This is a genomic window from Metallumcola ferriviriculae (assembly GCF_035573695.1).
GTDB lineage: Bacteria > Bacillota > JADQBR01 > JADQBR01 > JADQBR01 > Metallumcola > Metallumcola ferriviriculae.
Genome location: NZ_CP121694.1, coordinates 1,767,303 through 1,790,852, shown reverse-complemented (window position 1 = coordinate 1,790,852; position 23,550 = coordinate 1,767,303). Strand labels below are relative to the sequence as shown.

The window sequence follows — 23,550 nt, the reverse complement described above, 5'->3', positions numbered from 1 at the left end:
CTAACTCTCCACTTGCCGGACTGTGCCTTTGCCGGCACGACCAGGATAAGCCCCCTCTTCCCGATTGCCCAAAACCCCTTGATAGAGCGCCTCTACAAAATCACCTGTATCAATTACTTGGTCCACTACCGCTTCGATACTCTCTGTCAATTCCTCCGCCCAGATTTTCGCCCTTTCCGAAGGGCTGATTCCGGTACCGCCAAAAAACCTAAACCCTTCACCAACCGCTTTTAGTGTATCGGTTCGGGATGGCACTGCAATGGGCCCACCTGAATACGCTTCATCCGAAGAAGCGATAGAGATGGCATCTACCCCTAAGGAAGAGGCCAAACAAGCGTGCAGGGCTGTAGTAGTGGACGATTGTACCCTATCTTCTGTTTGAGTTAAAAACCCGATAGGCGCACCCGGCCAAATAGGCGCATCAATTATGCTCTTTAAAGCGTAAATCTTTGCCGCATTAAAATCTACATAGTTATCCTCCATCTGTTCACTAATCATTGCTTCCGGCGAATAAGCAAAGAGGGGCTGAAGCATAGGCCTGCCTCCCAGTTTAACCGCCAAAGCACTTACAATTAACATGCCGGCAAAGGCCTTGTGTGCCGGTACACCAGCCAGTTCTTCGTTGGTAACCACATCAAAAGGCATTTTATATTTGGCTGCGTAACGAATGGCATGATAGCCATCCACTGTCAAACGTTCCGGGTCTGTCCCGGCCCCCAAAGAACCATAACAAATATTAATCTTGGTTAAATCCGCACCGATTTTTGCGCCCAGCACAACGGTTTCCGGGGTATTTAACCCCCGATGTGCCCTCACCTGCCAAAGCGTCGATGGTTCTAACCCTCCATGTATTCGGTTTAAATTGGCCGGGGTAATTACCGTGCCATCCTCTTGGTGGGTTAAAAAACCATCAAAAAATCCCTCTGTTCTTGCCCCCCACGAAGGATCAAAGTGAACCACCCCGTCGGCACCCCATGCCTCGCTAACCTTAATATGGCCAATATCCATAAATGGGCAACCAGTACCATACTGATTAAAAACTACAGGACGCGACTTAGTATGCTGCAAGCGGTTGAGCATAACACGAGGCTTCGTTTCGTGTATAAATTTTTCCAAAGCAATAACTTCTTCCCTGGTAAATCTCCTGGTTTTAGGATGCAGCTCGCCTTTAAAATAATAATTCCTAGGTTGTTCACCACACAGTTGCGGGTATTCTTTATCAAATTCAGAGTTACCCTGACGATTCCGCCACCGCTCTACGTCCCACAGTTCATCTCTAACAACCGCTCGGCGCACCCCGGGGCTAGTTTTATTTTCCGCCCATTGTATAATGAGTTCCGCTACTTGTTCGATTTTTCGGCCAAGTCCCTCATTAATGAATTGATAGGAATAACCGCTGGTTATATCCACTTTTTTCTTTTCAACGCCTTGCTTCGCTGCCTTAAATTCTTTGCCTTCTACAAAAGCAACTGCCTCTTCTACCGTAGTTCCGGGTCCAAAACCTGCATCAAACCCTAATTCGGCAGCTAGTTCCGGGCGGATTGCCATGCCGCCGATACCCAAAGTTACTTTATCTCGAAGGCCTGCGGCATCTACCAAATCTACAAAACGAGCTAACAATTCCGCAACGCCATATCCCAGGGTACGGCTAATCAAGACGGTCTCCGCATCACGATTAATGATTTCTTGAATAATTTCTTCCGCAGGTAAATCAGGCGGTAACAGATGGGTCTTATGCCCGCCGTGTTCCAAACCGCGGCGAATCATTTTTAGACCTATATCATGAACAGGGTCCAGCGGTGCCAACAGTACTTGCTTTTTTTTAGACATTTCAGTTCACCTCTTTCGGCAGCTGCAGCCAGCCATATTTATCACCGGACCTATGAATATAAGCCCGTACTCGCACCCGGGCACCAACGCCCTGATAATCCAAATTTACTATATCAAAATCCTTAAACCCCATTTCCTTTATCAGCTCTAATGCTAAAGCCCTGCCTTCTTCTTCAGAATCACAAATTAGAAAGGTTTCTACATCTAATGCATCCATTACATGGTCAAGAATTTCCAAATTAAGCTCTCTCCTTTCTGTTATCGCATTTTTATTATGAAATTGAGACAGGTCAATTATGCGTTAAGTTTCACATCCTGTTTATTAAGTGCATAAATTGATAAAAAACAATAGGGAGGATCCATTTTATGCAAATTGAAAATATATCACCTTCTGACCTTTGCCCGCATTATAAAACCTATTGCCCGTGCATTCTTACGGAAGTTTCTCAATGTCCGCTTTGCGGTCAATTAGGGGAAGTGGACACCTGTGACTGTCATTGGCCGGGAAGGTGCATCTTTTTGGAAAAACGTGATCCCATAGAAGCACCGATAGTTGCTAAAGGTTATCTGCAGCACGCCCAAAATTTTTATTTACCGGCAAACGGTGTGCTTTATTTTGCGTTCACACACTCGGAAACAATAGCAGATCTAAGCTTATTTTCTTCAGTACACGTGATACATCAGGACCCACCGGTATATTTAAAAATACCCGGTGTGATTGTGAATATAAACAAAGAGCTTAATTTAATTACAGTAGCACTTAATGTCACATCAATACGGGAGAAATATTACCTGCAGAATTATCCATCCATGCAGATCAGTTATTCCAGCCAGCCAGCTATACTGGGGCTGGACAGATTAAGTTATCAGGATTCTACACTCATTATCGCTTCAGGTTACGGTACATTATTGATTAAAGCACTTGTTTCTAATTTTAAACATGCTGCCATCCAGGTAGAGGATACTCTACCTCCATTGCTCGACAAACAGCTGGAAACAGTCCCCAGAAATAACACCACACTTACTTCCTATAATCAGTTGATAATTCTGGAAAACTATCATAGACAGAAAAAACGTATAAAAAGCATCAAACTTCACCCATCTTTAAAAATTTCTCTTTTAAACAATAATTTATTTATTTGAACAAGAACATATTAAAAAATATATTAAAAGAATGGTCCGTCCAAATTGGTTGGACGGACCATTCTTTATTACATGATAACTATCGCTACGATGGTTGTGACTATCAAACCTATTATTACCGGCCAGAAATTTTTCCGAGCCAATTCCATGGGTTCGACTCCACAAATAGCAGCTACAGGTATCAAGCCCCAAGGTACTACGGTACCACCGCCAATCCAAACTGAGGAAAATTGACCTAAGGCCGCTAAAGTACCTTTATCCACCCCTGCCGCAGTACTAAAAGTCTGCGACAGCGATCCCACCAATGGCAGTCCCGAAAAACCGGAACCATCCAGACCCGTAATGGCGCCAATGGTCAATTGAATAAAAGCAATAGGTATTTTTGATAAAGGAACCACACTAGCTAGAGCATTACCCAAATCCGTAAGTAATCCTGGAAACTTCTCCACACCTAAAATTTGTGGGGCAATCTCTTCAGACCCCAGGAAAAAGAAACCACCAATGACTATAACCGGGGCAAAAATTTTGATACCAAACATAAATCCATCCCGGATATAATCAGTTATCTTTTCTAAGGAATCCACCCCAAACTGGGACATAGCACCGACAGTCATCACAAGTGCTGCTGTACCGCCAACCAAGGCAGTAGCATCGCCGCCTTTTAAATCAAACACAAGTAAGGCGACTACATCCAGACCGAAAGCAATAGGAACCAGTATCGCCGTCAGGTAAGCGGATAAGGTAAAAGTCTGACTCTCTTTTTTTGCCTCTTCTTCGGCAAAGCGCTGCCGTTCTTCCTCATGCTTTTCGTGTTCCTCCCGAATGCTCTTTTTGGTGGTTAGGTAAGCTAACGTGGTGGTAACCAAAGCCATGGTGATGAAAAGCGGAATACTGGGTCTTATTACTCCCAAAGCACCTACATCACTGGGAAAACCGGCTGAGGCAGCAGTTAATCCTGGTGCACCTTGGATAATATAATCCGTGGACAGGGCTAACCCATGCCCGAAAATATTCATGGAAATAGCTGCCCCTATACTGGGCAAACCGGCCCGAATGGCCACCGGCAAAATAATGGCACCAATGAGCGCCACCGCCGGGGTTGGCCAAACAAACCAGGAAACCACCAGCATTCCCACTCCCAATACCCAAAAAGCTACATCGGCATTGACCATTAATTTGGCCGCAGGCTGCATGATCAGATAATCCGAACCCACATCCGAAAGGGCTTTGGACATAGCTACAACCAAGGAAATAACCACAATAATGCTCCAAAATTGACCGCCTGAAGCAATCAATGCATTAAACACCGTGGATATTGCACCTACCAGACCGCCTTTGGCAACCCAGCCGAACAAAAATAGTCCCAGCAGGCAAGGAAGTACCGTGTCCCGGCGCATTACCATTACCACCAATACTACTAGTACTACAAATACATATATCCAGTGAAGAATACCTAATTGAGGCATTCAGAAACCTCCTTTAAAATTACATCACCTTTTGGCTGAACACGTTGGTCATTCCGGCGTCACTAACTCTTTTCTTAATCTCGGCCTTATCGGTAGTGTAAAGATTTTGTTCTTTCATGCGATTAAAGTAGACTGCACCGGAAAAAGTATACTTTTTAGTTATACCCTCTTCGGAGCGCATCTGCCGGCCTACATAATTAATTGCGTCACCAACAGCTAAGCTGTCAGGAAGAGAAAGCAGCTCTTTACCAACAGCGTGGCGCACAGCATTATGGCCCGCCAAAGTTCCGGTGACGATAGCCTCTGTATGTCCTACTAACAGACCAGCCTTTTCCCCGCCGCAAAACAGATTATCCAGTCCTTCCACTTTCAGTGCATTGTCCCTATAAGAAATTGCTAGGTAGCGCATGGAATTACCGATACCACCTGCATATGGATCTTCGTACCTTGCATTTTCAAATCCGGGTATCCTGCGCAGCATATCAAGTGGATAGAATGGAGACATTAATTTAGCGTGTCCGGTATCCAAGAGGATGATGTTTTCCGCAAATTCTTTCAATGCATACTGCTGGCAGGCCTTTGTAGCCAGCATACCTTCTCCTTTTTGTAACTCCTTTGGAATTGGAATTACCGCCACTCCTGTTTCATTCAATTGATGGACAATATCCTCGCTGAGGGATTCTTTATGAAGTTTGCAAGAACCGCTCATGGCACCAATAGATCCGTCTGCTTTTTTACCCATAAATTCTTCTGCCCCGGCTTTCGCCGCAACACTGATACGCGGCCCGAAGGTAGGACAGCGATAGATACACATGGCGCAGCCATTACCATATTTTGAGCAGTTTCCGGGGGGGCCCGAGGTTCCGGTAGCTTCCACGAAGACATCCGCTTCATATCTGTCACCATTTTCCGCAACAACCGCGACAATTTTCTTGCCGTCGGTCTCTACCCCTTTAATACGGGTGTTGGTTTTCACATTTATGCCAGCCTTTTCCAGCCGTTTTTTAACCGCCGGTTCAATCTTGGCCACATCATATAGGTTTGCATGTTTATGACCCGGAAAATCAATGTTTTTATGACGAGAATTCTCATCAGTAACTTGAAACAGGTCTCCGCCATCCATTTCCAGCATCTCTTCAGTGGCCGTAAAGCGACCGTTGTTTCTCATTATGCCGCCTACTAAACCGGTTCCCAGCAGCATATCTGTCCGTTCTAAAACGGTTACATCCTGAGCACCAGCTTTTTGGGCGGCCAGGCCGGCAGCAGAGCCGGCCCATCCACCCCCAACTATTATAATTTTGCTCATTTCGTTTAAGTCCCCCTTTACTATTTTCCTACAGTAATCCAGCGTAATGGCAAATAATTTCTATCAGCTTTACCTGGGCCTTGACGCCATAGCGGGCTACATCTTCAATCAGATTACCATCTTCGTCAGTAGTACCGAGGCCTGTGGAAATATAGATGTTACCATCGTACGCCACAGTGGGAATAACGCCCAACTGACCCATACCTGTTTGCATCAGGTTAGTACCTGAGTACATATCTTCTATAGAGAAAATGGGAATTCCCATTTGACCATTCTTCCATGTACCCTCGTAATTTACCTCCACCGCCGTAGAATTATAGGACTTAGAAATTAAGATACCATCTCTAAGTTTGGGGTTTATCTTATCGAATTCTTCTTTCACGATGCGTTCAAGGTCGTCCACGGGTTTAGTCAGCACTTCCGGATTGTCTTTGAGAACCTTAAGGGCTTGGACCTGGGTAAGTAGAGCCTCTTTACCCGCGTCAAAGGCTACATATGCTGCCTTACCGTAAGAAGCGGTAGTACCCCAGCGATCGCCATGCAATCCCAACGCGCGCCTAATTGGTACCATATATTCTTCTTTACCAATTATCAAACCGCTCGTTGCAGCTCCTGTTGCTTTATCCATGCTGTAAATAACCACATCAGCACCGCTTTTTCTGGGGTCATGCCCGACGAAAGGTAGTCCCCAAGCGTTATCTACCACATAAGGAATATCATAGGAGTGAGCCAAATCGGCTATATATTTTTGCAGAAGCGGAGTACCGTCTTCATCCTTGGCTCCGTAACCATAACCCGGTGTTTCATAGCCAAGAGAAGTAAAGCCGGTGAGCATATTTTCATGTATTTCTGCATGGAGTGCCAATTTTTCTATCGATGCTTCCGGGTCCACTCCTGTTAATAGTGGTACCGGATGGTATTTGATACCGTGAACGCTGTAATCAGCGCCTTCCAACGGTACAATTACCGTATCTGTGTTATTCTGCCTTTTACCGTAAAATCCGAGTTCACCCGGCGTTGAGCCTCTGTCGGCAAAAATATCTTTAAAGCGTCCAGGAAATGGGCGGCCATAACTGCCTTGGTGGTGCAAGTGCTTCTCATACGGTGCAATGTAACGAGCCCGATAGTTATCACCTCGCCCCTGCATCGGCGGCGTGAATAATGTGTCAAAGCTGGCCCAAATTCCAGCCTCGCAGGTGCTTACAGCTGCCGCATCATATTCATCTCCGTAAACATCTTTCACAAGTTCACGAATTTCTTCCATCAACTTCGCTAAGGGAATGACTTCCTTGGCTCCTTTTTCGCTGGCTTCCAAAATGTCCTTACGTAAGGGGGCAGGACATCCGGATATAGCCCCAGTCATACCGAATTTCCCTCTAATCTCTTTCGGAATACCGATTTCATCAGCAGCCTTTTTTGCATCCCCGTAAATGTTAGCAACGTTTGCAAGTAAATCTTTATACAGTTGAAATTTATATTTGTGCGCCATTTGTATTACCTCCTAATATAGTTTATTTAATTTTGACCACCATTTCTACTTCTACTGCTGCATCCACCGGCAATTCATTTACTCCCACTGCAGCCCGAGCATGCTGCCCTTTATCACCGAAAATATCTCCCAGCAGCTCGGAGGCACCGTTTATCACCTTTGGTTGGTCGGTGAAGTTAGGGGCACTATTGACAAATCCAGTCACCTTCACAATACGGTCGATATTGTCTAAAGAACCAATCTGCCCTTTAATCACTGCCAAACAATTTAAGGCGCAGGTTTTGGCGGCCTCATAGCCCTGTTCAAGCTTAATGTCTCTTCCTACTTTGCCTTTGAATTTCAATTCGCCATTCACAAAAGGAATCTGTCCTGAAGTATAGACATAGCTATCCACCTTAACCGCGGGTACGTAAGCGGCCACCGGTTTAGGCGCCTCGGGAATTGTCAGTCCCAATTCTTTGATTTTCTCTTCATATGACACTTGACTCATCCTCCTTTCAATTTTACTGCTTAGTGTTATCAGAACCGAACTAAGAGTTCGGTTTACTGCATTTAAATTCTGTTCCCAGCTCAAGGCCTTTTTCCAGGCCGCTGGTTCTCTCATCGCTGTATATCACAATGTTCAGATGGTTAGGCATGTGCGTAATATCAAAACCGGCCACCCGGCCAATTTTTTGACGGGCAACATATATATCATCACCGGTAACCATTACTCCGCTTTGGCTGACTTCGAAAAAACCTAGATAAGCGATTTTATTTACCTTTTTGTTGGGCCCCGCGCCCTCTTCGTCAGTTAAAATCAGTTCATGGATTTCGCCTGCTAACAGCGCTCTCGATATTGGCGCAATCAGCTGTAAACCCCGCTCATCAAGTCTTCCATCCAATACCACTATCAGCGAACCAAGAATGTCGCGTTTTTTTGCATAAGGGTTTTTTTCAAACATCCCCGCCTTGTAAGGATCGATGATTATCATAAATCGCCTCCTTCCTTATTTAGTAGTATGATTTTTTGTCGGGATGTTTATGTAACAAAATTCCTTAAGTAAAAGAAAAACACTTACCTGAAGGCAAGTGTTTAAAAATTATAAGCATATTAAAGTGCTCTTTTTACTGTATTACGCCTGTCACGACCAGCACAACAAATATTAAATAAAAAACACCGCCGGTCATTAGAGAATAAGGCGTAATTACTTTCCTTATTTTTAACTGTAGATAAACAACCAGTGCTGAAGCCAATGCCAAAATTACGCTCATAATGGCAGCAAAAGTTAAATTCCAATCAGTTAGGGCAATACCCAATGCCGGAATTAACGAGCTTTGAAAAACCATCGCTCCGGTAATATTACCCAATGCTAACGTATCTTTTCCTTTGCTAACCCAGATAATACTGTTAAACTTTTCCGGTAACTCTGTGGCAACCGGGGCAATAATTAATGCTAATACAAATTGAGGTATACCGATAATTCCTGCCAGATGTTCAATGCTGCCAACAAACACTTTAGCACCGATAATTATTAGAACTAAGGCCGTGAATACCTGAAGCAACACTTTGTTCAGCGAAGGGTCCGGACTTTTCCTGCTAAAAAACAGTGGACTTAAGTCATGATCTTCACCCAAATCATCTTCCCTGGTAAGCGTCTGCCAAACATAGAAACCGTAAGCACCGACCAGAAAAATAATCACCAGAAGCTTCATATTGTGCGTGGGTAGGAAGGCCGCTAGCACTGCTAAACTGTAGACGATTAAGAAAAAGCTTAGATCTCTAGACATGGTGGAGATATCCACCTTCATGAAATCGGTATTCTTGCGTCGTCCTTTGAAGACTATTGCGGCAACACCTACTAGGAAAAAAGCCAGTGTTCCAAGCATAAAAGGAGCACCAAGGATGGCACCAATACCAATGTCATGCCCCTCTTCTCCCGGTCCAAACAATATGGCGATCACCGGAATCATCGTCTCTGGAAGCGCCGTGCCCACAGCAGCTAGGATACTTCCCACCGCGCCCTCAGAGAGGTTTAATTTTTTTCCTAGCCATTCTACACCATTGGTGAAGACTTCTGCACCAAGCAAAATTATCCCTAAACTGAGAAGGAGCAATCCAATTTCCAGCATATTTTACACCCCGCTTTTTGGTTACGTCATTATTGTATCATTCGCAAAAGATTTTATTCTTTCGAATGTGAGGACAAATCGTGGCTCCTTTAATACAACTGTTAAAGAAAAATCCCCGGCTTAGCCGGGGTGCAAAAAAATACTTTAATATTCATCAGGCATTACCTTGAGCTGTTCTAAGCTAAATACCGGGCCATCCAGGCAGACATAGCAGCTGCCTATGTTACAACGGCCGCATTTACCTATACCGCATTTCATCCGCATTTCCAACGTCGTAATAATCTGGTCATTAGTAAAACCTAATTTTTCTAATACAGGCAGTGTGAATTTGATACCTATTGGCGGTCCACAAATGATTGCCACAGTATTTTCCGGGTTTGGCGCCAGTCCTTCAACAAATGGGGGAACAAAACCAACGTTCCCGTCCCAGTCATCATCGCCTCTATCCACCGTAACATCTACACCACAATTGGGAACCTTATGCCAGTTTTCAAACAAATCTTCCTTAAACACTAAATCCTGTGGTGAACGTGCACCGTAAATAATCTGCATTTTGCCATAGTCTTCTCGGTTATTTATACAATGATAAATCATTGTACGCACCGGAGCAAGGCCGATACCCATACCAATGAAGAGCATATCCTTACCTTTACAAAAATCTATCGGGAAACCATTCCCATAAGGACCGCGAACGCCCACCTTTTGACCTTCTTCGATTTCGTGCAGGGCATCAGTGAGAATACCGGTTTTCTTAAGACTGAATTCCAAATGATTTTCATCCACACCTCTGACGGAAAACATTGCTTCTCCAACTGATAATAAAGACAGCATCGCAACCTGCCCAGGCATTGGCGTAAACGGTTTTCCCTGTTCATAATAGATATGGAACGTCTTTACATCGGGAGTCTCGTCAACAATTTTGCTAACTTCTCCCACCATAGGAACCAATGGGTGTTCTTCTAATTGCTTTGCGACACTATTACTCATCGACAGACACCTCCCTCAGTTCCCCAATGATACGGGTAATGTCAATATTTACCGGACACTTACCGACACATCTGCCACAGCCCACGCAGGCCACTTTGCCGTAACGCTCAGGGAAATACTGCAGTTTGTGTAAAAATCTGTTGCGTACCCGCTCTTTTTTTGAGGGCCTGGGATTATGACCACCTGCCATCCGTGTGTATTCGGAAAACATGCAGGAGTCCCAACAGCGAAATTGGAAGCCTTCTTCACCTATATTTTTTCTTCTAATATCAAAGCAATGACATGTAGGACAAAGATAAGTGCAGGTACCACAGCCAATGCAAGTACGACTAAGATCCTCCCAATAGGAATGGTGGAACATTTGCGCCAGCTTCTCAGCCAACCCTTCAGCGTCTGCTTTCAGTTGACATTCCTTTGCCACAGGCTTTTCGGCAGCACCGTCTTCCAATACATCGACATCGTTTAGCAGTTGTTCGCCGGCGTCAGTTTTAGGTTCTAAAGCCAATTTTTCACCTAAATCGTACATCACAATATCCGCGCCGTCAGCTTCCATCATGTCAATGCCCATAGAAGTACAAAAGCAGGTAGGTTGGGGCTCATTACAGCCAAGCGATATCAAAATAGTATTTTCCCGCTTACTTTTATAATAGTCATCTTCGTATCCTTTAGTCATAAACACATCATCCATCATGGTCAGACTCCGGACGTCGCAAGGGCGAATACCAAATATCACCTGTCTTTCCGCAGCTGCAGCCACATCGGTAATTTCTCCCTGCACACCACCGTCTGTATAGCGATACATTACCTCAGTTTGTGGAAAAAGCAAGTCCTTGGGAGGCAGCAGTGCGTTTTGACTTAAATCTATCTCTCCTTGCCCTTTCCAGGGAAGAAATTTTATTGTATCGTTTTCTTTAACGGGAGCAAGGGTTTGCGCATTCTTGGCAAAACTGTTCAACAGGTCTTTTAACTTATCTCTCTTGATAATCTTCATTTTTCACACCTCCTCCTTTCTCCCTACATGAACTCTTCAGGGTCATTCTCGTCAAAGCGACCAAGAGGAGGCTTATCCTCCACATTTACACCCGCATCATACTCACCAAAAAGCCCATTGATATCCTTGATAATCTTTTTATTTAAACTCATGATAGGAATATCCATGGGACACACCCGTTCACATTCACCACATTCAATGCAGCGACCGGCAACATGCATCGCCCGGGTCAAAGCAAAAAATTGGTTTTCTGCCGTGACCACACGTTTACCCAACCATTCGGGTTCACTCTGGTCAAAGCAGCATTCACGGCAGTTGCAGGCGGGACAAACATTACGACAGGCAAAACAACGAATGCACTTATCATACTGTTGCTGCCAAAATTCATATTTTTCATCAGCAGATTTGCTTTCCAAATCTTGCACTCTCACAAAACGTTCTTCCACAGCTAGTCCCGCAGCTACTTCATCGCCCATTAGTTCATCATACTCTACGGGATTAGGGGTCAAGCACTGGGCACACTTTTCTATTTTAGGAACTTCATTGAGTTTGCTCTCTCCCATTTCCCTAGCTAGCTGTGGATCCTTCATGCCGGGGCAGGGCAAACCTATTAAGACGACACTTTCACGCTTAACCTGCTGATCCTGAATTAAACGGTTAACCCCCCGGGAATCACATCCTTTTACAAATATGGCTATTTTACCATCCAAATTTTTGTAATCAAGCAGGTATTTACTGAGATTATTAAGACAAAACTCGTCCCATATCAACTTATCGGCATCTTCAGCTTTACTGATGATTACCGGAGGGGATTGGTACCAGAAAGTACCCTTTCTCCACCCGAATACGTACTTTACTTCCCCGCTCTCCAACAATTCCTTCGCTCTGTCGCGTAACTGCTGAACGTTAATCATACTTCATCCCTCAACTTCCTATTTGGTCCCAAGGGTTTTATTTGTTCTGTCAGTTTGGCGATAGTATCAGCAAACTTTACCGCTTCAGAACCGGAAATCCAGCGTGCCTGAAACCGCTGGGGGTCAATTCCGATAAATTCCAACATACGCTGCATTAAAAGATAGCGCCGCCGGGTGAAATAATTGCCACTAACATAGTGGCAGTCACCAGGGTGTCAACCAGCTACCAAAACAGCGTCAGCTCCACGTTGAAATGCACGAATAACAAACTGCGGGTTTACCCGCCCGGAGCACGGTACTCGTATCACCCGTACATTCGGGGGATACTGCAGGCGATTAAGACCGGCTAAATCCGCTCCAGCATACGCACACCAGTTGCAGCAAAACGCCACAACTTTAGGCGCCCACTCCTGCTGGGTGGCTTGAGCTGCTTGTTCTACAGACATACTGCATCCACCTCCGCTAGGATTTGTTCATTAGTAAATCCTTTTAAATTAATTGCCCCGGAACGACAGGCTACCGTACAGGCGCCACAACCTTGACAAAGTCCTTTATTAACCGAAGCAACCTGACGCTCCACAGTTCCGCCGGGGACTCTTTCTTCAATTATCTTCATTTCTATTGCTCCGTAAGGGCAAACGGGATTACAAAGTGCACACCCGGAGCAGATATTTTCATTGACATTGCTAATCATGGGATCGGTAGCCATTTCGTCCTTAGAAAATAGCGCCGCAATTTTAACCGCAGCCGCACTGGCTTGGGCTACCGTGTCCGGAATATCTTTGGGTCCCTGACAGGCACCGGCTAAGAATACTCCACCGGTATGTGTTTCCACAGGACGCAATTTTGGATGCGCTTCTTGATAGAGACCGTCTTTATCAACCTGGAAACCAACAATATTGGCCATTTTTCCTGACCCAATGCTGGGTACCATTGCCGTAGCTAATACCACCATATCAGCTTCAACTTCTACCTGCTTGCCGATTAGGGAGTCTTCACCAAGAACAATCAGTTTATCGCCACGCTGATAAATCTTTGATACTCTGCCCCGTAAATAAACTGCTCCGTCATCCAAAGTCTTCTGATAAAACTCTTCGTAAGCTTTACCCGCTGTACGTACATCCATATAGAATACGTAAGCGTTTGAATCCGGGATTTTTTCCAATACTTGATGGGCGTGTTTAGCTGTATACATACAGCAGGCCCTTGAGCAATAGCTTTTACCCTTGGCATCATCTCTGGAACCAACGCATTTAATAAACACTACATTTTTGGGCTCCTTACCGTCAGAAGGTCGTAAAATCTTTCCGTCAGTAGGGCCCGCGGCATTTGACATCCTTTCAAACTGCAAGCCGGTAATAACATCCGGGTATTTACCATAACCATACTCGCCATATGCCTTATCCCATTCGAACAGGTCAAAACCGGTAGCCATAATGATAGCACCAAATCTATCGGTAACCAGTTCATCCTGATCTTCAAAATTAATCGCCCCCACCGGGCAAACCTTTGCACAAACCCCGCATTTATCTTCATTAAGCTTGCGGCAGTTCTCAGCATCGATAGTTGGCTTAGCGGGCACCGCTTGGGGAAACGGTAAATAAATAGCAGTACGTGTACCTAAACCCAGATTGTACTCGCTGGGTATTTTCTTTTTGGGACACTTGGTTGTACAGAGCCCACAACCATTACACTTATCATAATCTACATATTTTGCCTTTTTACGAATGGTAACATCGAAGTTACCGATATAGCCATCTACTTTTTCTACCTCTGAATAAGTTAACAAAGTAATATTAGGGTGCTGCGCCGCAGCAACCATTTTCGGTGTGCTTATTCAGGCGGAGCAATCCAGAGTGGGGAAAGTCTTATCCAACATGGCCATTTTACCGCCAATGGTGGTCTCCCTCTCTACTAGTACTACTTGATGGCCGGCATCAGCTATATCTATCGCGGTCTGCATACCGGCAATCCCGGCACCGATTACCAATGCCTTTTTCGTAACTGGAATGTTCGTGCTATGCAATTCCTCATTTTTAGAAGATTTAGCCACGGCCATTCTTACCAATTCGACGGCTTTTGTAGTGGCCGCATCTTTTTCCTTGGAATGTACCCAGGCACACTGTTCACGGATATTGGATATCTCTAACAGATAGGGGTTTAACCCAGAATTTTCTAAAGTCTTACGGAAAGTTGTTTCATGCAGCCGCGGTGTGCAACTGGCTACCACTACCCTATTGAGGTTATGCTCCTTGATCGCCTTGCGGATTTCCTCCTGCCCGGGCTCAGAACACATATACTTGTAATCTGTGGCAAACACCACATTGGGCATGGTACGTGCAGCTTCTGCTACATGTGCTACGTCAACTGTAGCGGCAATATTAGTACCGCAATGGCAAACAAAAACTCCAATTCTATTCATGCTTCATCCCTCCTTGTGGCCGGATGTCTCAATAGATCTTTTCCTTCTAATAAAGGCATAGGGTTAACAAAGTGCTTGTTGACCCCCATATCCTTGGTTGAATAGCCAAAAGCTAATCCCATCAATTCAGTAAAGTAGAAAATTGGTAATTGATAAGAGCGGTCATATTTCTGCTCAATTTCCTTCTGACGCATATCTAAATTCAAGAAACAAAGCGGGCATGCGGTTACCACACAATCAGCACCATTAGCCTTGGCATCTGCCAGAATCTTATCTATCATAGGCAGTCCTACATCGGGTCTGGTGGTGGAATGGCCCGCGCCACAACACTCTACCTTGAAGGCCCAGTTGACAGGGTCGGCTCCCAAAGCAGTGATGATATTATCCACGCTTTGTGGGTCCTCTGCATCGTCAAACTGTGTCAGTTCAGGCGGCCTAACCAATAAACAACCATAATAAACCGCCGCCTTTAAATCCGTTAACGGGCGAACAACTTTTTCTTTAATGCTTTCCAAACTAAAAGCTCTGACCAAAGCTTCAGATAAAGCCAGCACATCGTTTGTCCCCTGGTATTCCATCTCAATAACACTGTTGATAGTCTCTTTGGTGGCCGAAGATTGCCTTACTGCCTGCTGCGTAGCTTTAAGCCGATTGAAACAAGCTGCACATGGCACCGCCACATCAAGCCCCTCTTTTTCTGCTATGGCCAGATTCCGTGCCGGAAGAGCCAGTGAAAGCAGATGGTCTGTATTATGTGCCGCGGAAGCACCGCAGCAGTTCCATTCGGGAATCTCCCACAGCTCCAGACCCAGGTGCTTGGCCACCGCCTTTGCAGAAACATTATACTCTATGCCTGTGGAATTAAGGGAGCAGCCAGGATAATAAGCATACTTCATTTATTTAACCTCCTCTCCCATATTTCTTACCTTATCAAAGATTCTTTTCACTGCACCGTTATCCGCAATTTTTTCTGCAGCGATATGGATTTTACCGTCTGTAAACAGTTTGGGAGCTAAAGTAGCATCCTTGAGAAACTGTCTGCTTTGAAGATTGTATTGCAAGATCAGGCCCATTTCATGTACTCTGCCGTTTTTTTCAACGGACTTAAGGAAAAGATCATTGAAAAGGTCAACATTCTTTTCAGGAATATATCCCATCCCTTTTGCTTCAATTCGCAGCGCTTCCATTAATTTAGCCAAGTCTACTTGACGCGGGCACCGGGCATAACATGTCTCGCAACAAGCGCATAGCCAAATACTGTGACACTTCAATGCCTCATCTTTTAAGCCTAGCTGCACCAATCTAATAACCTGCCGCGGAGTATAATCCATGGCAAATGCTACCGGGCACCCTGCAGTACACTTGCCGCATTGATAGCAATCCTTTACATCAACCCCGCTGTGAGCTTTGATTTGTTCCCTGAGCGTACGGCTTTCTGCCGCAGTGGTACTAAGATTTATCCGTTCCATACTATCCCCCCTCTTAAAAACAAAAATAAAATGCACTATTTGGCACAAAGTCATACCCAAATAGGCCCATAAACCCATATTACGAGTGTAATTCGCGGTAGGGCGTAAAAATCCTGCAAAATTCTTTAGAAATTCTTATCAATCCCCGGCAGAAAAGTCTAACATTTCCAGTACGGTAAACAACCCCCCACATGTTATTTATGTATTTGGCGTCCATCAAATGACCGAGTTTCCTAATTAATACTCTTTTCGTACTAAAAGCATTGATAAATCCATACTGTATGGTAACAATAAGGAGGAGTTAATAATGCGACTGGTATTGTTTCCTTTTGGTCTGCTCGTATTCTTTATCGGCATGTATTTAATGCGTCAGGGCCTTTCATCAATTTGGGAACAATCTATTAAACATTTTTTGTACCGCGTCACGGCGACCCCATTACGGGGCCTGCTATTAGGTGCAGGGGCCACGGCAGTGATGCAATCCAGCAGTGCCGTAACTGTAATAACCATGGGGATGATTGATGGTAAACTACTTCCCTGGGCCTCAGGACTTGGGATTATTCTCGGTACCAATATCGGCACTTGCACCACGGCCCAGTTTTTATCCATACACCTAGAAAGTTATTGGTGGCTGATATCTTTGTCCGGTCTTTTAATTTCGCTTAAGTATTCTTGGAAGAGCTATGGCTTTCCTCTAATCGGCTTAGGTATTGTCTTAGGAAGTATGAGTATCATGACTTGGTCGGTACAATACCTGCAGCATCTTTGGCGTCTAAATCAGTCAATCAGCATCTTAGAGGGAGTTTTATGGGGACTGGTAATTACCGCTATTATCCAAAGCAGCAGTGCTTTCATGGTCATGATAATAGCTTTAGGCGTTAATGGGGTGATAGGGTTAGAGCAAGCCTTTCCGTTAATACTAGGAAGTAATTTAGGCACATGCGTCACTGCCGGATTGGCCAGCATTGGCGGCAGCCCCGGGTCAAGGAAAATCTTTTACAGCCACCTGCTGCTAAATTTGCTGGGTATTTTTGCATTTTTACCCTTACTGCCAGCGCTTTATCCGTTGTTGACCACGCTTACGTCGGACCCAGGTAAACAAATCGCAGCTGGTCATACCCTTTATAATGTCATCTGCTCTGTGGCCGCCCTTCCCTTCACCCGGTTATTTGCTTCCTTTTTAAGTAAACTTCCTCCTATTGACAGACAAAGTTCGTTTAATTAAGCTATAGAAGCGAGGTGGAGTTAAATGGAAAAAAATTATTTTGCGGTCATTGCTGGTGCCGGCCCTGCTGGTTCTTTTCTGGCTAGATTATTAGCACAGGAAAACAGGCCAGTGGCCCTATTGGATAAGCGTCAGTTTCCTAGGTATAAACCCTGCGGCGGCGGCGTCTCTGCAAAGGCAAGAAAATTGCTTTTAGACAACGGGGCAGATTATAGTCATTTAATTCAAGACCGGGTTAACACTGTAGTTTTTACTAATCGGTGCCAAGACCCGATAGAAGTTAAATTTGACGATGCCATTATCGACATGGTCATGCGCGAAGAACTGGACCACCTGCTGATGCAGCAAGCGGTTCAATCAGGTGCCGAGGTTTTTACCCCATGCAAGGTCCTGGACATGGAGCAGCAGCATGGGAAAATGCTGGTGAAAACTTCCAATGGTACCTTTAACACCCGCTACCTGATTGGTGCAGACGGAGCGAATAGTCTTGTAAGTAAACGTCTTAATTACAAGGTCAAAGCACGTTTGGGATTTGCCGTGGAGTGCGAATTAGAAGACAAATGTTTCCCACACTACCAAGGAAAAGTACAACTGGACCACGGTCACATCGATGACGGTTATGGCTGGGTTTTTCCCAAAAAACAAGCACATCTATCAGTAGGCATAGGTTCTTTTTCACAAAAAACAAAAAATTATCGTCGTATCTTAGATAACTTTTTAGAAGCCTTGGAATTAAACCCAAAGATTAATTTGATTAAGGGACACTTAATTCCTACCCCAACACACAAAAAAATAACCTTGGGTAAAAATAATTCGCTCTTAATCGGCGACGCGGCCGCTCTTGCCGACCCACTGTCCGGGGAAGGCATCTATTATGCGCTGCGCAGTGCAATATTAGCGAGTGAAAGCCTGCTTGAGGAAAACCCGGCTTCTTACTCGGATAAGGTAAGCCGCTGCATTCTTCCGGAATTAATGCAAGCAAAAAAAGTAGCGCGTCTTATCTATACCATCCCCGGTACAGTTCATAGCTTGCTTAAAAGAGATCGCGAGCTGGCTAAAATGTTAGTGGAAATCGTATATGGTGGAGAACAGTATAATAACCTCTTGAAGCAGTTTATTAAAAACAAATTAACTATTAATCTTGCCTGATAAAGACAAAATGGTGCCAGGCACCATTTTGTCAAGTTATTGTCACTTATTGGTGTCAGGCACCAATAAGTGTCAGGCACCAATAAGTGACACTTATACATAAACACAAATTGGGGCCCTTATGGGCCCCATCTATTTTAAAAGCTTCCTTAGGAAGCTGGTTATTTTTTTTGTGTTATTTTTAATTTTCCCTCAAAGATTCAACTTACACTATATAATTGGTGCCAATGCATGCAAAAAGTGTCTTCTTTGAAAACCTTTAACTTTAATAAATTATGCGAAAATACCTAATAATAATTAGAGAAAGGAGGTAATTGACTAAATGCCAAAAGTTTTAGCTGTTTTCAAAGATCAAGGTTCTGCAAACGAGGCGGTAAAAGCTTTGCGAAACGCCGGGTTTGACCGAGAAATCTCAGTGCTGAGCAAAGACGAAAACCAACAGGGTAACAAAAACGAAAATAACGACACTGCTATGGGTATGGACAGCGGTGCTGTTGGTGACGGTGTTACTACCGGAGGTGTATTAGGCGGACTGACCGGACTAGCAGTTGGTGCCGGTGCACTGGTAATCCCCGGTCTTGGCCCACTAATCGCAGCAGGTCCCATTGCCGGTCTGCTTTCCGGAGCCGCTACCGGCGGCGTAGCCGGCGGCCTGGTGGATTGGGGAATTCCTGAAGAAGAAGGTCAACAATTGGAAGAAGATGTTCGCCAAGGTAAAACTTTGGTCGCCGTAGAAGCGAACGACCGTAAGAAAGACGAAGCAGTTAACTTGCTGCGTCAGTTTAAAGGCGAAAACATCAAAGTTCACTAAAAAAGCAGCCAGGGGGATTTTCCCTGGCTGCTTTATAATATTAAAAGGTTAATCATAGTATTACTCTTTCCTCACCGACATAAATATTAGCCCTTGTCCCTCTCATAAATCCAATCATGCTCATATTTATCTCTCTGGATATCTCTACAGCTAAGGAAGTAGGTGCAGAACGAGAAACCAACAGGGAAATACCTGTTTTGGCAACTTTTAACAATATCTCAGAAGAAATTCGACCGGTGGTTATAAAAAAAACCTTTTCTATATCTAACTTTTGATGATACAACCAGCCCAAAACCTTATCAGCAGCATTATGACGACCAATATCTTCTCGCAGTACTAACAGCCCGTCTTCACCCATAAGCGCACAAGCATGAACTCCACCCGTATCTTTAAATAAAGCCGTATCCGTCTGTAAAACCCTAATACCTCGTCGGATTTGTTCTAACTTAAATTGATTCTTTACCGTTATGGGATGTACTTGTCTGCTGTCCATTAAACCGTAGAAACTGGTCCCTTTACCACAACCGCTGGTCAAGTAACGCTTGCCAAAGGTTTTACCAGCTATCATATTTTCCTTTTTAGCTTCAACCTCTACCAATCCTTGATCTTTTTTTACCCCAATCCGGATTATATCGGCAGTATCCTTAATAAGACCTTCGCCGATAAGAAAACCGACAGCTAAATCTGCTAGAAATTGTGGTGTACACAAAAAAGTAACCACTTCTCTACCGTTCAAAAATATAGTGATCGGTGCTTCAACTGCCACTTGATCCGCTACATTCTTCTTTTCCTCGCCATGAATTCTAATAATATCGTATTCTTGTTTCACTACTTACCGCCTCCAAAATATCCCCAGAACTATATTCGATTTTTAATCATTAAAATCCTTGTATGACGGACATTCAGGCGCGTTTCTTTTGTTTTGTCTTTACCTGCTTTTTATTTTCTTCCTTAGCTGCCTTGACACTTTGCTTTAAGGCTTGCATCAAGTCAACAACCTGAGGAGCCTGGGGACGGGCAGGAGTGGCGATTTCTTCTTTATCGATTTTGGACCTGATTAATTCCATCATAGCTTCTCTATAGTCACTGGTATATTTCTCCGGATTAAATGAAGCAGACAAATTATTAACTAAATTTACTGCCATTTTTATCTCATTTTCGTGCACTTCTATATTTTGCTGGAGTTCCGTGAGACTTTCTACACTCCTTATTTCTTTTGGAAAAAACATGGTATGAAGCATAATAGCTTCCTGGTAGATTCTCAGCGCAGCCAAACTTTCTTTGGATCGCAGAAAAACTTTGGCCACTGCAATTTTATCAGTTTTTTCCAAGGCAGTGTAAAGCAGTTGATACGCTTTCTCACCGTAATCCCCCGGCGCAAGAAAGTACGATTTCATAAAATAAACCGGGTCAATTTCATTGAGATTAACAAAGTCCAAAATATCGATGCTCTTAAGCGTATTAAGGGGCAAATTTTCAAAGTCTTCGTCTTCAAGAATCACATACTTGCCCTTTTCATATTCAAATCCTTTTACTATTTCATCCTGGCTTAGTTCCTTTTCACAAACTGGACAAACCTTATGGTATTGGATGGGGGTTTTACATTCTTTATGCAAAAGGTTGAATTTAATATTCTTGATTTCTGTGGCCGTATACATCTTAACAGGTATATTCACTAAACCGAACGAAACAGCACCTTTCCACATTGAACGCATTTTAATTACCACTCCTTGGTAAATTATTGTTAAGATCTTGCTTTATTAACACTGATTAAATAACATTCTTTTCGACCCTAAGCAAATACTACAAATAGTGTGTAGTGATTATTTCTCTTTGAACTGTAAAAGGAGGTTCTAATAATGGCTAACAAACAAAGCCTGATGTCAGACGCATTGAAATGGGAACTAGCTAAGGAACTTGGCGTGAACGATATCGTCGCTACTGAGGGGTGGGGAGGCGTACCGTCACGTCAATGCGGTAACTTAGTGAAGCTGGCCATTCAAAAAGCGGAACAGGCCATGATCCAAAATTCGAACCAATAAACGCTACACACTTTATTTGAGTTCCGGGGTTCACTCTCCGGAACTTTTTCTGTAATAAATACTTTCCCTTTTGCAAAAACTAGTAAAAAAGGAGGTTGAACCTATGCGCCGCCAATTTCTTTTGGTTATATTTATTATTTTCGCAAGCCTTTGTTTTTATACGATATATGCCCAAGCCCAATATAGACCCAGCCTTTATTACGGCTCAACCGGGGAGGACGTCTCTTTAGTTCAGCAGAAATTACGCGATTGGGGTTATTATGACGGACCGATTGATGGGTATTATGGCGGTAGTACATATGAAGCGGTGCGTTTATTCCAACAAAAAAACGGGCTGCGCATTGATGGAGTGGTAGGTGAAAGCACCTGGCAGGCATTGGGCGAAGCAGTAAAACCGGTGATTTATACAAAAACCAGTGGCATTTCACAAAATGACGACATTTACCTGCTGTCCCAGCTAATCAGTGCCGAAGCTCGGGCAGAACCGTTAGAAGGACAAGTTGCGGTTGGTGCTGTTATTTTAAACCGGATCCAAAGTGCCGCTTTTCCTAATACACTGGCAGGTGTGGTTTTCCAACCCCTGGCATTTGAGCCGGTAAGTAACGGAACCATCTATCGCTCTCCAGTACAAGAATCAGTGCGGGCGGCCCAATTAGCCCTAAATGGTTGGGACCCCACTTACGGTGCCCTTTATTTTTGGAACCCTAATACTGCCACCAGCCGGTGGATTTGGAGCAGAACGCCGGTAACTACTATTGGTAAGCATGTCTTTGCCCGTTAGGAGTGCAAATCAAATGTATAAAAAACTTTCCCTTGTTTTAACCTCAGTCTTGGTAATCAGTCTGTTGGGGTGGGGCTTACACCAATATCGAAGCCGTCGCCAAATTGAGCAAGTACTTAATGCAAAATACCAACAAGCCTTTTTTAATCTCTTGGAACATGTAGAGCAAAGTCAAGTACTGTTAGCCAAAAACCTACTTACCAATTCACCAGATAATCAGGTGACACTGTTAAGCGATATTTGGTATGAATCAAATTCCGCCCAGTCCAGCCTGGGACAGCTGCCTGTATCCCAACCGTTTATGGATCAAACGGCAAAATTCCTGACCCAGGTGGGTGCATACAGCCAAACTTTGCTTGGCCGCGTCACCTTAGGCAATCCATTAACCCCGGAACAATTGGATACATTAACGGCATTTCACAACAATATGGGCAATCTATCGCTAGAATTGCAAAAAATGCACCGTTCCCTTGCCGAAGGTAATGTGACCTGGCAAAATCTAAAAAAAGAAGCCCAAGAAAAACTACCTGAAGGTGAAACTCCTCCCGGTGAAGAAAGTTTCCGCACTATAAATCAAGAGATAATGCAAAACCAGCCAGTACTAATATATGACGGGCCTTTTTCCGATCATTTGGAAATGACCCAACCCAAAGGCTTAACAGGCAAAAATATCAGCGTAAGCGAAGCAAAACAAGTGCTGACAAGTTTTACCGATTTACCTGTAAATAATGACGGATGGAGAATTAAAACAAGATCCAACCCCGGCGGGAAAATTCCTGCCTATTCATTCGCCTTAACCAACGGAAATATAAATGCAGCGGCTGATATTTCCAAGACAGGCGGTCATGTAATCTGGATGACCGTATCAAGAAGTTTTGCCAAACCCACCCTAACACCAGAACAAGTAAAAAAAGCTGCACTCTCTTTCATGAAAGAACGAGGTTTTAATAAACTTACCACATCCTTCATGAAACTTTCTAGAGATACGGCAACTGTCGTTTTAGTTCCAATAGAACAGGACATTCTCATCTACCCAGACCAAATTAAACTGGAGATAGCACTAGATAATGGTCAAGTCACGGGATATGACGCATTAGGTTATCTGATGGCTCATCACCGCCGCAACTTCCCTAAAGCATTAATTTCCAAAGAAGGGGCCCGTTCAAAGCTGATGAACAGCTTTGAAGTTACGGGAAGCAGACTGGCTTTAATACCTTCGGCTTCAAGCAAAGAGGTGCTGGCTTGGGAATTTCGCGGTAAATTTCATCAAGATACATTCTACATTTATATAAATGCAGTTACCGGCCATGAAGAAACAATTTTTCAAATTTTCTCAAGCAGTCAAGGCCAACTTGCCATGTAGTATAATTTCCTGCGAATAAACATATCTCATTTTCATCAAACTTTAAAAAA

Annotated in this window: 24 protein-coding genes; 7 read left to right on the top strand and 17 right to left on the bottom strand. The window is 44.0% G+C overall.

Translation table 11 applies throughout. The annotated features are described in order from the left end of the window. Together MFMK1_RS08965 and MFMK1_RS08960 are read right to left on the bottom strand one after the other, a co-directional pair. Positions 1–1,830: a cobalamin B12-binding domain-containing protein gene (locus MFMK1_RS08965; RefSeq protein ID WP_366924772.1), complete on the bottom strand. Its 1,830-nt coding sequence runs from the start codon at positions 1,828–1,830 to the stop codon at positions 1–3. Position 1,831: 1 nt separating this feature from the next. Then, the gene (locus tag MFMK1_RS08960; protein WP_366924771.1) at positions 1,832–2,068 is read right to left on the bottom strand and encodes a hypothetical protein; all 237 of its coding nucleotides are present in this window, start codon (positions 2,066–2,068) and stop codon (positions 1,832–1,834) included. 128 nt (positions 2,069–2,196) lie between these two features. On the opposite strand from MFMK1_RS08960, the gene MFMK1_RS08955 reads away from it, so the two are divergent. Further along, a complete protein-coding gene (locus tag MFMK1_RS08955) occupies positions 2,197–2,973 on the top strand; it encodes a hypothetical protein (RefSeq protein WP_366924770.1) in 777 nt (258 codons plus the stop codon). Between the two features lie 68 nt (positions 2,974–3,041). Here the strand turns inward: MFMK1_RS08955 and MFMK1_RS08950 are convergent, their stop codons facing one another. The 13 genes from MFMK1_RS08950 to MFMK1_RS08890 all read right to left on the bottom strand — a co-directional run bounded on the left by MFMK1_RS08950 (position 3,042) and on the right by MFMK1_RS08890 (position 16,129). Beyond that, positions 3,042–4,439 (bottom strand): hypothetical protein, encoded by a 1,398-nt coding sequence (locus MFMK1_RS08950; RefSeq protein WP_366924769.1) that lies wholly within the window; start codon positions 4,437–4,439, stop codon positions 3,042–3,044. 19 nt (positions 4,440–4,458) lie between these two features. Continuing rightward, on the bottom strand, positions 4,459–5,745 hold the full coding sequence (locus tag MFMK1_RS08945; RefSeq protein ID WP_366924768.1) for an FAD-dependent oxidoreductase: 1,287 nt from the start codon (positions 5,743–5,745) through the stop codon (positions 4,459–4,461). 28 nt (positions 5,746–5,773) lie between these two features. Then, positions 5,774–7,234 (bottom strand): PLP-dependent aminotransferase family protein, encoded by a 1,461-nt coding sequence (locus tag MFMK1_RS08940; protein WP_366924767.1) that lies wholly within the window; start codon positions 7,232–7,234, stop codon positions 5,774–5,776. Between the two features lie 22 nt (positions 7,235–7,256). Continuing rightward, positions 7,257–7,715 (bottom strand): RidA family protein, encoded by a 459-nt coding sequence (locus MFMK1_RS08935; RefSeq protein WP_366924766.1) that lies wholly within the window; start codon positions 7,713–7,715, stop codon positions 7,257–7,259. 49 nt (positions 7,716–7,764) lie between these two features. Then, a complete protein-coding gene (locus tag MFMK1_RS08930; protein ID WP_366924765.1) occupies positions 7,765–8,208 on the bottom strand; it encodes a DUF6917 domain-containing protein in 444 nt (147 codons plus the stop codon). A gap of 133 nt (positions 8,209–8,341) precedes the next feature. Beyond that, positions 8,342–9,346 carry a sodium:calcium antiporter gene (locus tag MFMK1_RS08925; RefSeq protein WP_366924764.1) on the bottom strand — a complete coding sequence of 335 codons (1,005 nt, stop codon included), beginning with the start codon at positions 9,344–9,346 and terminating at the stop codon, positions 8,342–8,344. Between the two features lie 144 nt (positions 9,347–9,490). After that, on the bottom strand, positions 9,491–10,333 hold the full coding sequence (locus MFMK1_RS08920; protein WP_366924763.1) for an FAD/NAD(P)-binding protein: 843 nt from the start codon (positions 10,331–10,333) through the stop codon (positions 9,491–9,493). After that, positions 10,326–11,324, bottom strand: a complete 999-nt coding sequence (locus MFMK1_RS08915) for a 4Fe-4S dicluster domain-containing protein (protein WP_366924762.1) — start codon at positions 11,322–11,324, stop codon at positions 10,326–10,328. The genes MFMK1_RS08920 and MFMK1_RS08915 overlap by 8 nt, the downstream gene beginning before the upstream one ends. Before the next feature lie 23 nt (positions 11,325–11,347). Beyond that, positions 11,348–12,238, bottom strand: a complete 891-nt coding sequence (locus MFMK1_RS08910) for a 4Fe-4S dicluster domain-containing protein (protein WP_366924761.1) — start codon at positions 12,236–12,238, stop codon at positions 11,348–11,350. Next, on the bottom strand, positions 12,235–12,684 hold the full coding sequence (locus MFMK1_RS08905) for a hydrogenase iron-sulfur subunit (RefSeq protein ID WP_366924760.1): 450 nt from the start codon (positions 12,682–12,684) through the stop codon (positions 12,235–12,237). Before MFMK1_RS08905 ends, MFMK1_RS08910 begins: the two co-directional genes overlap by 4 nt. Beyond that, complete coding sequence (locus MFMK1_RS08900; protein ID WP_366924759.1) at positions 12,675–14,660, bottom strand: 4Fe-4S binding protein; 1,986 nt, start codon at positions 14,658–14,660, stop codon at positions 12,675–12,677. Before MFMK1_RS08900 ends, MFMK1_RS08905 begins: the two co-directional genes overlap by 10 nt. Continuing rightward, positions 14,657–15,556, bottom strand: a complete 900-nt coding sequence (locus MFMK1_RS08895) for a CoB--CoM heterodisulfide reductase iron-sulfur subunit B family protein (protein ID WP_366924758.1) — start codon at positions 15,554–15,556, stop codon at positions 14,657–14,659. The genes MFMK1_RS08900 and MFMK1_RS08895 overlap by 4 nt, the downstream gene beginning before the upstream one ends. Then, on the bottom strand, positions 15,557–16,129 hold the full coding sequence (locus MFMK1_RS08890; protein ID WP_366924757.1) for a 4Fe-4S dicluster domain-containing protein: 573 nt from the start codon (positions 16,127–16,129) through the stop codon (positions 15,557–15,559). Positions 16,130–16,436: 307 nt separating this feature from the next. Here MFMK1_RS08890 and MFMK1_RS08885 point away from each other — a divergent pair, with 307 nt between their 5' ends. The 3 genes from MFMK1_RS08885 (at position 16,437) to MFMK1_RS08875 (ending at position 19,314) form a co-directional block, all read left to right on the top strand. Beyond that, complete coding sequence (locus MFMK1_RS08885; protein WP_366924756.1) at positions 16,437–17,354, top strand: Na/Pi cotransporter family protein; 918 nt, start codon at positions 16,437–16,439, stop codon at positions 17,352–17,354. Between the two features lie 24 nt (positions 17,355–17,378). Next, positions 17,379–18,503 carry a geranylgeranyl reductase family protein gene (locus MFMK1_RS08880; protein WP_366924755.1) on the top strand — a complete coding sequence of 375 codons (1,125 nt, stop codon included), beginning with the start codon at positions 17,379–17,381 and terminating at the stop codon, positions 18,501–18,503. Positions 18,504–18,825: 322 nt separating this feature from the next. Beyond that, positions 18,826–19,314, top strand: a complete 489-nt coding sequence (locus MFMK1_RS08875) for a DUF1269 domain-containing protein (RefSeq protein WP_366924754.1) — start codon at positions 18,826–18,828, stop codon at positions 19,312–19,314. A 52-nt stretch (positions 19,315–19,366) separates the two neighbouring features. Here MFMK1_RS08875 and fdhD read toward each other — a convergent pair whose 3' ends face one another. Next, positions 19,367–20,143 (bottom strand): formate dehydrogenase accessory sulfurtransferase FdhD, encoded by a 777-nt coding sequence (gene fdhD / locus MFMK1_RS08870; RefSeq protein WP_366924753.1) that lies wholly within the window; start codon positions 20,141–20,143, stop codon positions 19,367–19,369. A gap of 73 nt (positions 20,144–20,216) precedes the next feature. Continuing rightward, positions 20,217–21,029, bottom strand: a complete 813-nt coding sequence (ku, locus tag MFMK1_RS08865) for a non-homologous end joining protein Ku (RefSeq protein ID WP_366924752.1) — start codon at positions 21,027–21,029, stop codon at positions 20,217–20,219. A gap of 144 nt (positions 21,030–21,173) precedes the next feature. Between ku and MFMK1_RS08860 the strand changes: the two genes are divergently transcribed. From MFMK1_RS08860 to ypeB, 3 genes are all read left to right on the top strand, one after another. After that, positions 21,174–21,356 carry a small, acid-soluble spore protein, alpha/beta type gene (locus tag MFMK1_RS08860; RefSeq protein WP_366924751.1) on the top strand — a complete coding sequence of 61 codons (183 nt, stop codon included), beginning with the start codon at positions 21,174–21,176 and terminating at the stop codon, positions 21,354–21,356. 103 nt (positions 21,357–21,459) lie between these two features. Continuing rightward, a complete protein-coding gene (gene sleB / locus MFMK1_RS08855; protein WP_366924750.1) occupies positions 21,460–22,137 on the top strand; it encodes a spore cortex-lytic enzyme in 678 nt (225 codons plus the stop codon). A 13-nt stretch (positions 22,138–22,150) separates the two neighbouring features. Beyond that, positions 22,151–23,500 carry a germination protein YpeB gene (gene ypeB, locus MFMK1_RS08850; protein WP_366924749.1) on the top strand — a complete coding sequence of 450 codons (1,350 nt, stop codon included), beginning with the start codon at positions 22,151–22,153 and terminating at the stop codon, positions 23,498–23,500. Positions 23,501–23,550: the final 50 nt, after the last annotated feature.